Genomic DNA, 14,636 nt, shown 5'->3' with positions numbered 1-14,636 from the left:
AGGACTTTTAGACGAGACAGTTGTTTGAAAATAAAAAGCTTCCTTAAAGAGAAGCTTTTTATTTTGTAATGTCAGAAATTTGAAATTTCAGCTCTGAAAAGTTAGTAATTGTTAGTTCATACAAGGGTTTAGTGAGCTTTCCAAAACCATATTTACAGAAAATGAATGGCAGTCCATTGGAATTAGCTGAATCATAATCGGTTTGAGTATCACCAATGTATACTGAGTTTTCAGTGGATAATTGATTTCTTTCCATGAGAAGCCGTATGTTTTCAGATTTATTTTTTTGGGTTCGTCCGTGAGACTCAAAATCAACAAACAGATCATTGAATTGATAATACTCTAAAAATGATTCAATATAACCATCCTGACAGTTGCTTACGATGAAAAGGGAACAGGTGCTGGACAGACTCTTTAAAGTTTCTTCCACACCATCATATAAGATTCCGCCTTCCAGGTGAAGTGTTTTATTTTCTTCTGCTACAATTTCAGAAAGGATTTTCCTGGCTTGCAGATCCGAAATACCGGGAATAATATCTTTTACAATATCATGCGCTAATAATCCCATATACTGATTCATATCTTCGGGTTTCAGGGCTTTTTTGATCAGCTGATGTTTACCCAATATTTCATTCCATATTTTGATGATCGTAGCTCTGGAATCCCATAATGTTCCATCCAGATCGAAGATTAGATTCTTGGTTTTCAAAATGATAGTTGATTGGATTAATGTAAGTATATAAAGGTTAAAAACTATAAAATCATGCTCAGTTGTACTCTTTTTCTTGCTTCATCCACTTCTGTAACCTTTACGCGAACATGCTGATGAAGTTTTACCACTTCATTGACATCGGATACAAAACCGTCTTTTAGCTGGGAAATATGAACCAGTCCGCTTTCTTTGATTCCAAGATCTACAAAGCACCCAAAAGCGGTAATATTATTGACAATTCCCGGAAGGATCATTCCTGCTTTTAGATCTTTGATGCTTTTAACATTCGGATCGAACTCAAATACTTTTGCTGCCTTTCTTGGGTCCAGTCCCGGCTTCTCAAGTTCTTTTAAAATATCTTTAATTCCTAAAATTCCGATTTCGCCTGTAATGTAGTTTTCTGGTTTTACCAAGGCTATTTTTTCTTTGTTGGCTATCAGTTCATTGGTTTTAATACCTAAATCTTTTGCCATTTTCTCAACCACTCCATAAGCCTCGGGGTGTACAGCAGAGTTGTCCAACGGGTTTTGGGCATTAGATATTCTTACAAAAGCAGCGGCTTGCTGAAAGGCTTTTTCTCCAAGTCTTGGAACTTTTTTAAGCTGTTTTCTGTCTTCAAATGCGCCGTTTTCAGTACGGTAATTCACAATGTTCTCTGCCATTTTCTCTCCGATTCCTGAAACATAGCTTAAAAGTGACTTACTGGCGGTATTTAAATTAATTCCCACTGAGTTTACACATTTCATCACCGTAGAATCCAGCTCATTTTTCAGCTGAGTCTGATCTACATCATGCTGATATTGTCCGACACCAATAGATTTGGCGTCAATCTTTACTAATTCAGCCAGAGGATCAGAAAGTCTTCTTCCGATAGAAACTGCTCCGCGTACCGTTACGTCATACGAAGGAAACTCATCTCTTGCAATTTTACTTGCAGAATAGACTGATGCTCCAGCTTCTGAGACTACAAAAACCTGCAAAGGTTTATCAAATGCAATTTTTTTGATAAAGAATTCTGTTTCTCGGCTTGCTGTTCCGTTACCAATAGAAATAGCTTCAATATTATAAGCATTGACCATGGACCGGATTTTTTTCATAGCCATTCCGCTTTCATTCTGTGGAGCGTGGGGGTAGAGGGTTTCGTTGTGCAGTAAGTCTCCCTTTTCATCCAGGCACACTACCTTACATCCGCTGCGGTAGCCGGGATCTATTGCCAGGATTCTTTTTTCTCCTAAAGGTGGGGCAAGAAGGAGCTGGCTTAAGTTCTCAGAGAAAATTTCAATCGCTTTTTTGTCTGCTTTTTCTTTGGCTTCCTGCAGGGCTTCATTGGAAATCGCAGGTTCCAGAAGTCTCTTGTAGCTGTCTTTTATTGCCAGTGCAATCTGCTCCGAACTTTCGTTATTGGATTTGATTATCCCTTTTTCAATAAAATCAATCGCCTCTTCTTTGTCTATGCCTACATTTGTTTTTACAAAACCTTCTGCTTCTGCTCTCAGCATGGCGAGAAGTCTGTGAGAGGGTGTTCTGCCAAGGCTTTCTTCCCACTCAAAATATTGGGAGAATTTCTGTGCTTCTTCCTCGTCTTTTTTAGCTTTTACCACCTTGGAGGTAATTACTGCTTTGCGCTGAAATAGTCTGCGAAGGTTCTTGCGGACATACATGTTTTCATTGATCCATTCTGCCATAATGTCTCTCGCTCCCTGTAGTGCTTCTTCTTCTGAATTAACTTCATTGTTAATATATTTTGAGGCCAAAAACTGAATGTCATTGGTTTTCTGGCTCATAATAATTTTGGCTAAAGGTTCCAGCCCTTTTTCCTTGGCAGCATCCGCTTTGGTTTTCTTACGCTTCTTGAAAGGTAGATAAAGGTCTTCCAGCTCCTGAATCTCAAAGCTTTCTTCTATTCTCTGCTGAAGTTCAGGAGTTAATGCATTCTGTTCTTCTATTGATTTTAAAATAGATTCCTTTCTCTTAATAATTTCTTCAAATTGCTTACTGATCTTTGAGATCTGTTCAATCTGTATTTCATCAAGATTTCCGGTTTTGTCTTTTCGATAACGGGAAATAAAAGGAATAGTACAGTCTTCTGCTAATAATTGTAACGTATTGTTGATGCTCTTTTCTGAAATATTCAGCTGTCTCTGTATAAATTCTACGATCGTCATTGTTCTGTTTTCGGATAGCTAAAATAGGCTTTTAAAACGAAAAAAGACGAGTTGCCCCGCCTTGAATGTTTTAGTTCACTAATTTATTTATAATTATTTAAAGGGTGTTCACTGAAACATTTGGCATAAAAAAAGCCCCCTGATTATGGACAAGAGGCGACCCAAATGTTTTCACAACGGAATAATCCTTATTGTGAATTGCTTTCAAAATTATTGATACAAATATAGAAGAAAAATTCTTTGAACGGTTTACGGAAAACCATAATTTCGATAATTTTTTTATTTCTATTTTTATGTATTAAGAAAAACTAAGATAATTATGACTAAAAATATACTTGGATTAGACTTAGGAACCAACTCTATTGGATGGGCTTTGATAAAACAGGATTTTGAAAATAAACAAGGTGAAATTCTTGGAATGGGGAGCAGGATTATTCCGATGGGAGCAGAATTAAGTAAGTTTGAACAAGGACAGGCTCAAACTAAAAATGCTAACAGAAGAATAGCAAGAGGAACGAGGAAACTCAATAAAAGATATAAACAGAGAAGAAATAAACTGATTTATATTTTGCAAGAACTTGGAATGCTACCTGATCAAATTAAGCTGGTAAATGAATTTTCAGATCCAAATAAATTAGACAAAATTTCAATACTTCCAATTTCTAAAAATCAACATCAATTAACGGCTTTTGATTTACTGGAATTGCGTGTGAAAGCACTGACTGAAAAAATTGAATTGAAAGAACTAGGTAAAATTATTTATAAATACAATCAATTAAGAGGTTATTCTGGTGGAAATTCGGAGCCTGAAAAGGAAGAAAATAGTGATGAATCTGAGGAAAAAGAGAAAGGGAATGAAAGCTTTGTGATTTTTTCTAAAGTTCTGTCGTTAGGATTACCTGAAGAGATTACTTTTAAAGGTAAAAAACTAAATAAAAGAAAAATTTCGATTGAAACTGAAGAAGGAATCATTGAGGCTGAAACTTTTTTGGACAGCTTAAAAGAAAATGATTCTTTAGAGCTTCAGGTTAATATTCGTCGTGCGAAGTCAGGAGATACTATTACCATAAAACTTCCCAATAAAACAAGTTGGAGGAAGAAAATGGAAAATATCGAGAAACAATTAGCCGATAAATCAAAAGAAATTGGTCGTGAATATTTTATCTCAGAACTTTTATTCGATATTCTGAAAGAAAATAAATGGGCAAAAATCCGTAACAATGTGATTTTGCGTTCACGCTATGAATCGGAGTTTGAAGCAGTCTGGAATGAGCAAGCTAAATATTATCCGTTTCTTAATCATTTGGAAACAGGCAGATTACGAAAAATACTAGAATTTATATTTCCAGGACAAAAAGAAAGTCAGGAAAAACTACGGCAAGCAGGATTAGAAAAGGGACTAAAATATGTTATTAGAAATCAGGTTGTATTTTATCAGAGAGAACTAAAGGATCAAACAGACTTGATATCAAACTGTCGATATGAACCAACTGAAAAAGTAGTAGCTAAAAGTCATCCTGTTTTTCAGAAATACAAAATTTGGGAGCAGATAAATAAATTAGTCATAAATACAAAAATTGAAAATGGTGTAAACCGAAGAGGTGAAATCAGATACAAGTATATTGACAGACCAATTCCAACGGCTCTAAAAGAGTGGTTATATGAAGAATTGCAAAGCAAAAAAGAAATATCTTTTAGTCCAATACTTAATAAACTCAAAAAAGAATTTAACCTAAGAGAAAATGTAGATTTTCTTAACGGAATGAATGCCAAAGACAAGTTAAAAGGAAATGATACAAAAGCGATTCTGCAAAAAACTTTAGGGGAACTGTGGAATGTATTTCAATTGAATGATTTTAAAAGGCAAGTGGAACTTTGGGAAATCCTTTATAATGGTAAGGGAAATGAATATGATTTGACAAGTGACAGAACTTCTAAAATATTATCTTTTATCGAAAAATATTCACCTGACTTAGAAAATAAGGATGCTATCGCGATTAAGATGTCTAAAATAAAGTTCAGCAGAAACTATTCTAACCTTAGCCTAAAAGCAATTGAGAATATTTTACCATTGGTAAGAGCAGGAAAGTTTTTTGATCAAAATTTTTCTGATACATTAAAAGATAAAATCATTAAACTTCTGAATGAAAATGTTGAAGATCCATTTGAAAAGTCAGCTCAGGAATTTTTAGACAAAAATCAGGATGTTTTATCAGATGGAGGAATTGTAAATGCTATTGCGACCATATTGGTTTATGATAAACATACCGCTAAAGAATATTCTAAGGATGAACTAATTAAAGAATTTACCCAGATTTCAAGATTAAAACAAGGAGAACTAAGAAATCCTTTAGCGGAACAAATAATTAATGAAGCATTAATTATTGTAAGAGATATTTGGAAAAAATATGGTTTTAAACCAGATGAAATAAGAGTAGAACTGGCGAGGGAACTTAAAAATAATGCAGTTGAACGTGGCAAAATGTATTCTGCAAATTTAAAAAGTCAAAAGCATAATGCAGAAGTAAGAAATAAATTAATTGAGCTTAAACAGGAGATTTCCATTGCAAATATTGAAAAATATAAATTGTGGGTCTCTCAAGAAAACTTGCAGGAAGCATATCTTAAAAACTATAATGATCCGTCTAAATCTGAAATAGAAAAGTTAAAACTTTGGGAATCTCAAGGTCATATATCACCATATACAGGACAGCCAATTTCGCTTTCGGAGTTATTTAATCGTGAAAGATATGATGTTGATCACATCATCCCACAATCAAGATATTTTGATGATTCCCTTTCTAATAAAGTCATTTGTGAGAAATCTATAAATAATGAAAAAGGAAACAGAACTTCTATGGAGTATTTCGAGGTGGGTTCAGTGAATTATCAAATTTTTACAAAAGATCAGTTTATAGATCACGCAAACAAATATTTTTCAGGAAAAAAGAGAAGAAACCTTTTGGCAACTTCTATTCCAGAAGATCCTATCCAGAGACAGATAAAGGATACTCAATATATTTCTATCCGAATTCGTGAAGAATTGCACAAAGTTGTTGGGAACGAAAATGTAAAAACTACAACCGGAGGAGTTACAGATTATCTGAGAAATCATTGGGGATTGACCGATAAATTTAAAGTTTTACTGAAAGAAAGATATGAAACCGTATTGCCGAAGCTTGCTCAATTAGAATATGATAATTATAAGAAAGAAACGGAAAACAAGGTTAAAGAATATGAAAAAGCTGGTGTTGAGTTTAATGAACCTATTTTAGATGAAGAAATTTTTATTGAGAAATTTAAAAGAGAATTTATAAGAAAGAAAAACAATAAATTGATTATAAAAGGCTGGAGCAAAAGAATAGATCATAGACATCACGCAATGGATGCCCTCGTTATAGCTTGTACACAACCTGCGCATATCAAAAGACTAAATGATCTCAATCAGATTCTGAAAGAATGGTTAGATAAAAACAAAGAAAAATTCTTTCCCGGCTTTAATGGTACTAAAACAGAATTACTTGACGAAGTACTGAATTTAGAAGAAGAAAAAAGAAGAGAAATATTTAATCAGCTGGAGAAATTCAGAGCTATTGAAATGCCTTGGAATGGTTTCCCCGAAGAAGCAGAGCAAAAACTTAAAGAAATTATTATTTCACATAAGCCCAAAGATAAACTTTTGTTGCAATATGATATTCAAGGAAACAGACAAATAAAGTTAAGAGGACAGTTACACGAAGGAACTTTATACGGTCTCTCGAATGGAAAGGAAATATATAGGATTCCAATTAGTAAACTTGCAGGAAAGCAGTTTGCTACAGAAAAAACAATAGAAAAAATTGTAAATCCATTTTTAAAGAAAGTAATAGAAGAACATCTAAAATCTTATGGTAAAAAGGAAGAAGCATTTTCAGCAGAAGGAATTTTAGATTTAAACAAAAAACTCGCTGAACGAAAAGATGAACAAGGAAATCCAAAACCACATCCGCCTATTTCAACCATAAAAATTTATTATAAAGATCCGTCAAAATCTAAAAAGAAGAAAACGAATGATGAAGATGATATTTCATTGCAAAAGTTAGACAGACAAAAATCATTTAATGATTCTCTATATGTTAAAACGGGAGATAATTATCTATTTGCAGTGATGGAGAAAGAAGTATTTGACAAAAAGTTAAAAGAGAATAAAATGGAACGTCATTACGACTTGATTACTTTTTTTGATGCAGCTAATCTTTTAAAATCCGAATTCAATGCTTCGGAACACAAGAAAAATTTTAACAAAGAAGATTTATTTAGAAAATATTTTGAAAAAAGAAATAACGCACGATTACTTTTTACCTTGAAACAAGGAGATTTTGTATATCTCCCAGATGATAATGAAGAGGTTATCTTGGATGAATCAAGTTCTTTGTTTACAAATTACTGGAATAATATTTCGGAAAGAAGTAGTAATATTTATGTGGTACAAAAATTCAGTAAAAAACAAATCTATTTCTTAAAACATACTATTGCTGATTCGATTGTAAAAAAAATTGAATTTGGTTCACAAGATTGCTATGAAAAAATTGGAGAAAAGTCAATTAAAGAGTTTTGTTTCAAGATTAATTTTGACCGTTTAGGTAACATTTCAAAAGCGTAGCTTTATGATCACCCGCTCCATATACATCGGCAATCCCGCTTATCTCAAACTCAAAGACGAGCAGATGAAAATCCTCTGCCCGGAAACCAAAACGGAAAAGGGGAGTGTCCCTGTGGAAGATCTGGGATTATTGATGCTGGATCATTATCAGATTACTATTTCGCACCATCTGATTCAGAAAATGATGGGAAATAATGTGGTGGTGGTGAGTTGTGATGCCCATCATTTACCGCACGGAATAATGCTTCCGTTGTATGGTCATACCGAACATTCTGACAGAGTGAAGGATCAGCTTGAAGCGAGCGAACCGTTGAAGAAACAGCTTTGGAAGCAGACCGTGGAATGTAAGATCGAAAACCAGAAAAATGTTCTGGTGAAATTGGGGAACTATTACGAACCGATGATTGAATACCAAAGAAATGTAAAGTCTGGGGATGTAACCAATATGGAAGGTATTGCAGCGCAGCATTACTGGAAATATCTCATCAGTCTGGATTTTCTGAGACAGCGTTTTGGAGATTCACCCAATCAGTTCTTTAATTTCGGGTATGCGGTTCTCAGAAGCATTGTTGCAAGAGCCATCGTGGAAACAGGGTTATTGCCCGTTCTTGGTATTTTTCATAAAAATAAATACAATCCGTATTGCCTTGCAGACGATCTGATGGAACCTTACCGCCCGTTTATTGATTTACTGGTGATGCAGTGGCTGAAAATTCATCCTGATACGGAAGAACTGACAAAAGAATTTAAAGCGCATATTCTCCAGATTGCTACCAAAGATGTGCGTATTGATGATAAAACGAGACCACTGCTGGTTGCTGTTAAAACAACAGCTTCATCACTTTATAAATGCTATACAGGGGAAAAACGATTGATCTCTTATCCAGAATTAATGTGATGAATTAGGCTACATTTTACTTTTTAAATTGTACATTTTACAAATAAAAACATGAACGCCGAAAGGTTTAATGCATACCGAATTATGTGGGTTTTAGTATTATATGACCTCCCTACCGAAACGAAAGCGAATATGAAAGATGCGAACCGCTTTCGGAAGGCATTAATTGATGACGGCTTTACGTTATTTCAGTTTTCAATGTATGTACGCCACTGTCCAAGCCGTGAAAATGCTGAAGTTCATATTAAAAGGGTAAAATTTATGCTTCCAAAAGCCGGGAAAGTGGCCATCATGTGCATTACCGATAAACAGTTTGGAGACATCGAGATCTTTTTTGCCAGAAATAAAGAAGAGCCGCCACCAACTTTCCAGCAGCTTGAATTATTCTAAATTTTAATTTCTAAAAATAAAAATAATCTACTGGTTTTCAGTAGATTATTTTTTGAGGCTGTGACTCATCACGAAGATAATAATTTTTGAAAGCAATTCACAACTACAACGGTTTCAACATCTACTTTAGATAAGCTGTGACTCATCACGAAGATAATAATTTTTGAAAGCAATTCACAACAACGTATAATTACGAAAGAATTGAAAATAAGCTGTGACTCATCACGAAGATAATAATTTTTGAAAGCAATTCACAACATTAATATGTTTAATATATTCCTGAGCTCTGCTGTGACTCATCACGAAGATAATAATTTTTGAAAGCAATTCACAACTGGACAAACAATACTAATGAAGGATTCAGAGCTGTGACTCATCACGAAGATAATAATTTTTGAAAGCAATTCACAACAATTGCACCGTCGGGAAATAAAGCGTAATTGCTGTGACTCATCACGAAGATAATAATTTTTGAAAGCAATTCACAACGAAACTGGTGAAATTGAAGTGGAAAGCGAAGCTGTGACTCATCACGAAGATAATAATTTTTGAAAGCAATTCACAACACATTAGTATTTTGTTCTTTTTGAATAACTGCTGTGACTCATCACGAAGATAATAATTTTTGAAAGCAATTCACAACTCTCAAGACGTAATCGATATGATGCAACCAGCTGTGACTCATCACGAAGATAATAATTTTTGAAAGCAATTCACAACCAAGAGAGCAGTACCAAAGGATGTGGGAAGGCTGTGACTCATCACGAAGATAATAATTTTTGAAAGCAATTCACAACTGAACTTCGCTGAGACAAAACTTGTTTCATGCTGTGACTCATCACGAAGATAATAATTTTTGAAAGCAATTCACAACATGGGTTGGAATAAGCCGTAACCAATTCCAGCTGTGACTCATCACGAAGATAATAATTTTTGAAAGCAATTCACAACTGAGCATCATTCCGACAAAAAGAGAGAAAAGCTGTGACTCATCACGAAGATAATAATTTTTGAAAGCAATTCACAACTACTGCATCATATGTAATATGCTTCACTGTGCTGTGACTCATCACGAAGATAATAATTTTTGAAAGCAATTCACAACTTATTTTGCTTTTATTGCGGAACTCCATTAGCTGTGACTCATCACGAAGATAATAATTTTTGAAAGCAATTCACAACGGATTGTTTTGGATTGATAATTTTATAGATGCTGTGACTCATCACGAAGATAATAATTTTTGAAAGCAATTCACAACATGTTTCGCCGTCTATGCTTATCAAATATTGCTGTGACTCATCACGAAGATAATAATTTTTGAAAGCAATTCACAACATATCGCCTTTAGGGTTATCTTTTAACCTTGCTGTGACTCATCACGAAGATAATAATTTTTGAAAGCAATTCACAACTACAAAAACCTCAACCTTATTGACGTAGCAGCTGTGACTCATCACGAAGATAATAATTTTTGAAAGCAATTCACAACAACATCAATTTCGGGGCTACTAGGCTTCAGGCTGTGACTCATCACGAAGATAATAATTTTTGAAAGCAATTCACAACTTCAGATATCACAGGTGCAAGACGTTGGCTGCTGTGACTCATCACGAAGATAATAATTTTTGAAAGCAATTCACAACAGGATGGGATGCTATAAAAGTTTCTAAGGTGCTGTGACTCATCACGAAGATAATAATTTTTGAAAGCAATTCACAACACAGAAGTTTCAGGTTTATATATTCCTCTTGCTGTGACTCATCACGAAGATAATAATTTTTGAAAGCAATTCACAACACCTCTTCACCAATGCCTAAATTGTATTTTGCTGTGACTCATCACGAAGATAATAATTTTTGAAAGCAATTCACAACGGTATAACTTCTTTGATAGATAATATTGCAGCTGTGACTCATCACGAAGATAAGAATATCCGTAAATGGTTTTTATCATTGCAAATAATAAAAATACCACATTTCTTGACGTATGTTAAGGGATCTCCAATTAGGTTTTTCTATTTTTGTACCCGAAAACAACAAAATTTCAATAAACTTTTTTAAAACAGTTCAATATGAAAAAAATTAGCGTAATTGCATTAGTAGGAGTAGGATTGCTTTTAGCATCATGTAATAAAGAAAAATCAGCAGAGTCTGCAGCGACAGCTCAGGAGCAGACAGTAGCTGAAAGCAAAGGTGAAACACTGGCAGTAGATACAGTAGCTTCAGTAGTGAACTGGAAAGCTTTCCACAAAGGAGGGATGGCACCTCGTTGGGGAACACTTACGGTAAAGTCTGGAGACATCAGTGTTGATGCAGGTCAGGTTGCAGCAGGAAATTTTATTATTGATATGAATTCTATCAAAGTAGACCCGGCTTCAGTAACAGAAAAAGATAAAAAACCGGCTGATCTAGAAGCTCACCTTAAAAATCCTGATTTCTTTGATGTAGCGAAGAACCCTACTTCAGATTTCAAAATTACAAGTGTTACAGATTTGAAAGAAGCACCAAAAGATGCTGTAGCAGGAGCTAATAAAACGGTAAGTGGAAACCTTACACTATCAGGAAAAACAATGAACGTTACCTTCCCTGCGAAAGTAGAGGTAGCTGAAAATTCAGCAGCTATTCAGGCTAAGTTTACTGTGAACAGAGCAGATTGGGGACTTAAATTCGGTACTTCTGAAGCAGATCCGGCAGAATGGATGATCAGCAAAGATATCGAGATTGCGATCGACGTAAAAGCTAGAAAATAAGTTATTTAAAATTTAATAACGACAAGAGCTGTCTTCATGAAGGCGGCTCTTTTTTATTTTAGATTTTTTTGATCAAATAGATAAAAAATTAATTGATAATCTTAGAATTCTGAATTCTTACACAAAATTCACTTCCAAGATACAAAGGATTACCATGTTTCTCAGACCAGAATCCATCCAGAACGTCTTTGCTGAGGCAGCGGTAAACAGCAACTCCTTTGTAGATTTTATCATCTTCTCCTTTGTAGTTGAAATTAATCACTAAAATCTGGTCTTTGTAAAATCCTGTTCCATTTTGCTGATGGTCGCCAATCATCCATTGAGCAGTAATACGGTTATTTTCATCAATAGTTAAGGTTAATATTCCATGATAAGATGGATGGAAAGATTCTTCCTGATTACTTCCCTCAATTGAATAGCTTCCTGCAAGATCCTGTACCGTCATTGAATTGTTTTTAAGAAGGACAAATTTAAAAAATCTTATTCTGATAAAACTGCCAACATGATAAATAAGTATAAATTTAAGAGTTGCTCCATTTACAAATTAAGTTTTACTTTTGCAGTAAATTAATTTTAGAATGATTCCTTTTCTGTTGATAATGAACCTTATTACATTTGGTGTCTTTGGTTTTGATAAATGGCAGGCCCAAAAACATCAATGGAGAATTTCAGAAAATACCCTTTTATTAATCTCTATTTTAGGCGGAATTTTAGGAGCTGCTTCCGGAATGATTCTTTTTAATCACAAAGTTTCCAAAAAGTCCTTTCTAATGAAATTCATTCTTGTGGTTTTAATTGATCTGGTGTTTTTTTATCGATTGATAAGGCATTGATATTAAAAATGTTAATTGTTTTAATATTACGTTTGGTGTTATATTTTTTTAATATTTTTATCATGCTAATAACAAATGAACAAACAACATGAAAAATCTCAAAAAAATCTCGAGAATTGAAATGAAATCGGTACAAGGAGGAATTATTAAAGGAATGGTAAGATGTAAAGATGCCAATACATGTGCTGTAAGATGGGGTTGGGGAACCGGATTCTCCAGTAATTGCGGTGAGTTTGATATTATATGCGGAGAACCACCTGCAGTAGATCCATGTGAAGTAGAGATCTGTATATAGATAGTTTAAAGAGTGTTTTTTGAACACTCTTTTTTTATTGTCTTCTAAATAAGTATTTTGAACAAATTATTAAATATTTTGATAACTAAATATTTTTTCATTAAAAATCACTACTTTTGCACCCGTAAAAATCTTTTATGCAAAACATTAGAAATATTGCGATTATCGCACACGTTGACCACGGAAAGACGACTTTGGTTGACAAGATCATTCACGCTACCAACATTTTCAGAGAAAATCAGGAGAGTGGGGAGTTAATTATGGATAACAACGATCTTGAAAGAGAAAGAGGGATCACTATCTTATCCAAGAATATTTCTGTTACTTATAAAGACACAAAAATTAACGTAATTGATACTCCGGGTCACGCCGATTTTGGTGGAGAAGTAGAAAGAGTATTGAAAATGGCTGATGGGGTTATTTTGTTGGTGGATGCGTTCGAAGGACCAATGCCACAAACAAGATTCGTACTACAGAAAGCATTGGAATTAGGATTGAGACCATTAGTGGTTATCAATAAAGTAGATAAGCCAAACTGTCGTCCGGACGAAGTTCACGATAAAGTATTTGACCTGTTCTTCAACCTTGAAGCTACTGAAGAACAATTGGATTTCCCTACGTTCTATGGATCTTCAAAACAAGGATGGTTCAACACCTCATTAGAGCAGACTGAAGATATCTTACCATTATTAGACGGTATTTTACAATATGTTCCTGAACCGAAAGTAAAAGAAGGAAATCTTCAGATGCAGATTACTTCTCTTGACTTCTCTTCTTTCTTAGGAAGAATTGCAATCGGGAAAGTAACAAGAGGTGAGATTAAAGAATCTCAATGGATTGGTCTTGCCCAGGCAGAAGGTAAAATCGTAAAAGGAAAAGTAAAAGAACTTTACGTTTTCGAAGGATTAGGAAAGAAAAAAGTAACCGAAGTAAAAGCAGGAGATATCTGTGCTGTAGTAGGTTTTGATGCATTCCAGATTGGTGATTCTTTCGTTGATCTTGAAAACCCTGAGCCATTGGAAAGAACAGCAATTGACGAGCCTACGCTGAACATGACGTTCTCTATCAACAACTCACCTTTCTTCGGTAAAGACGGAAAATATGTTACTTCTAACCACCTTAAAGAAAGATTAACAAAAGAATTAGAGAAAAACCTTGCATTAAGAGTTCAGCAGACTGACGATGCCAATACATTCCTTGTATTCGGTAGAGGTATTCTTCACTTGTCAGTTTTGATCGAAACGATGAGAAGAGAAGGATACGAAATGACAATTGGTCAGCCGCAGGTTATCTTCAGAGAAATTGATGGTGAGAAATGCGAGCCTTATGAATCTTTGGTTGTTGACGTTCCTGAAGAATTTGCTTCAAGAGTTATTGATCTGGCAACTCAGAGAAAAGGTGACCTTCACATTATGGAAACTAAAGGTGAAATGCAGCACATGGAATTCGAAATTCCTTCAAGAGGTTTGATCGGATTACGTTCTCAGATGTTGACAGCTACTGCTGGTGAAGCTATCATGGCACACCGTTTCACAGAGTACAAGCCTTTCAAAGGTGCTATTCCGGGAAGAAACAATGGAGTTCTGATCAGCAAAACTACAGGTCCTGCTACAGAATATTCTATTGCTAAACTACAGGATAGAGGTAAGTTCTTCGTGGATCCGGGTGAGGAAATCTACACAGGGATGATCATTGGTGAACAAAACAAACCTGGAGACCTGGTAGTAAACATTGTAGAAGCAAAACAGCTGAACAACATGAGAGCTTCAGGAAAAGATAAAGATACTGGTGTTGCTCCAAAAATCTTATTCTCTCTGGAAGAATGTATGGAATACATCCAGGGTGATGAAGCGATTGAGGTAACTCCGAACTTCATCAGAATGAGAAAGAAAATCCTTTCTGAAGAAGAAAGAAAAAGAGTAGAAAGATCTGCAAAAGCATAATCTAAATA

General features: G+C 34.6%; 10 protein-coding genes and 1 CRISPR repeat array. Of the genes, 7 read left to right on the top strand and 3 right to left on the bottom strand.

Annotated elements, in window-relative coordinates; translation table 11 throughout:
* Positions 1–58 precede the first annotated feature (58 nt).
* Positions 59–709, bottom strand: coding sequence for an HAD family hydrolase (locus tag C8D70_RS03120; protein ID WP_076597513.1), 651 nt, complete (start codon positions 707–709; stop codon positions 59–61).
* Positions 710–753: 44 nt separating this feature from the next.
* Positions 754–2,877: a Tex family protein gene (locus tag C8D70_RS03115; RefSeq protein WP_110366338.1), complete on the bottom strand. Its 2,124-nt coding sequence runs from the start codon at positions 2,875–2,877 to the stop codon at positions 754–756.
* Between the two features lie 319 nt (positions 2,878–3,196).
* Between C8D70_RS03115 and cas9 the strand changes: the two genes are divergently transcribed.
* The 4 genes from cas9 to C8D70_RS03095 all read left to right on the top strand — a co-directional run bounded on the left by cas9 (position 3,197) and on the right by C8D70_RS03095 (position 11,557).
* Positions 3,197–7,519, top strand: a complete 4,323-nt coding sequence (gene cas9 / locus C8D70_RS03110) for a type II CRISPR RNA-guided endonuclease Cas9 (protein WP_110366337.1) — start codon at positions 3,197–3,199, stop codon at positions 7,517–7,519.
* A gap of 4 nt (positions 7,520–7,523) precedes the next feature.
* Entirely contained in the window at positions 7,524–8,417 is an 894-nt protein-coding gene (gene cas1, locus C8D70_RS03105) for a type II CRISPR-associated endonuclease Cas1 (RefSeq protein ID WP_110366336.1), read from the top strand.
* Positions 8,418–8,468: 51 nt separating this feature from the next.
* A complete protein-coding gene (cas2, locus tag C8D70_RS03100) occupies positions 8,469–8,807 on the top strand; it encodes a CRISPR-associated endonuclease Cas2 (RefSeq protein ID WP_007842732.1) in 339 nt (112 codons plus the stop codon).
* Between the two features lie 57 nt (positions 8,808–8,864).
* Positions 8,865–10,682: direct repeats of the CRISPR family, unit length 47 nt; unit sequence GCTGTGACTCATCACGAAGATAATAATTTTTGAAAGCAATTCACAAC.
* 197 nt (positions 10,683–10,879) lie between these two features.
* Positions 10,880–11,557, top strand: coding sequence for a YceI family protein (locus C8D70_RS03095; RefSeq protein ID WP_110366335.1), 678 nt, complete (start codon positions 10,880–10,882; stop codon positions 11,555–11,557).
* A gap of 88 nt (positions 11,558–11,645) precedes the next feature.
* Here C8D70_RS03095 and C8D70_RS03090 read toward each other — a convergent pair whose 3' ends face one another.
* Positions 11,646–12,002 (bottom strand): hypothetical protein, encoded by a 357-nt coding sequence (locus C8D70_RS03090; protein ID WP_076597517.1) that lies wholly within the window; start codon positions 12,000–12,002, stop codon positions 11,646–11,648.
* A gap of 133 nt (positions 12,003–12,135) precedes the next feature.
* Between C8D70_RS03090 and C8D70_RS03085 the strand changes: the two genes are divergently transcribed.
* The 3 genes from C8D70_RS03085 to typA all read left to right on the top strand — a co-directional run bounded on the left by C8D70_RS03085 (position 12,136) and on the right by typA (position 14,628).
* Positions 12,136–12,390 (top strand): DUF1294 domain-containing protein, encoded by a 255-nt coding sequence (locus C8D70_RS03085; RefSeq protein ID WP_110366334.1) that lies wholly within the window; start codon positions 12,136–12,138, stop codon positions 12,388–12,390.
* A gap of 88 nt (positions 12,391–12,478) precedes the next feature.
* Entirely contained in the window at positions 12,479–12,685 is a 207-nt protein-coding gene (locus C8D70_RS03080; protein WP_110366333.1) for a bacteriocin-like protein, read from the top strand.
* Between the two features lie 137 nt (positions 12,686–12,822).
* Entirely contained in the window at positions 12,823–14,628 is a 1,806-nt protein-coding gene (gene typA / locus C8D70_RS03075; RefSeq protein ID WP_110366332.1) for a translational GTPase TypA, read from the top strand.
* The last annotated feature ends 8 nt before the right edge of the window (positions 14,629–14,636 follow it).

Origin of the sequence: Chryseobacterium sp. CBTAP 102 (assembly GCF_003201365.1) — a bacterium.
GTDB classification, from domain to species: Bacteria; Bacteroidota; Bacteroidia; order Flavobacteriales; family Weeksellaceae; genus Chryseobacterium; species Chryseobacterium candidae.
The sequence above is the reverse complement of the archived record's forward strand: the minus strand, read 5'-3'. Positions and strand labels throughout refer to the sequence as shown.